1 pseudogene is annotated in these 202 nt (G+C 41.1%); it reads right to left on the bottom strand.

The features are described 5' to 3' along the window. Window positions 1-202: pseudogene (locus tag WFH18_RS18700) on the bottom strand (IS1 family transposase); the annotation flags it as partial.

Here is a 202-nt window from a genome sequence, read left to right as displayed (position 1 = left end):
GCTTTGTTTAGGCTGAATCTGATAGATCGATTCACTTAAGGTTCGTAATACCTTGCCAATGCTGATACGCTCGACTTCAGCAATATCTCTTACACCGCTTCCTCTGACCATCAAATGTAATATCTTGCCGGTAATACCTGAGTTACACCCTTGATAGCTTAATGCATGATCACCAATAAACTGACGTTTGCAATCTTTGCAC

Origin of the sequence: Acinetobacter sp. USHLN143, from assembly GCF_037145695.1 — a bacterium.
Taxonomy (GTDB): Bacteria; Pseudomonadota; Gammaproteobacteria; order Pseudomonadales; family Moraxellaceae; genus Acinetobacter; species Acinetobacter fasciculus.
This window is presented reverse-complemented; position numbering and strand designations above follow the sequence as displayed.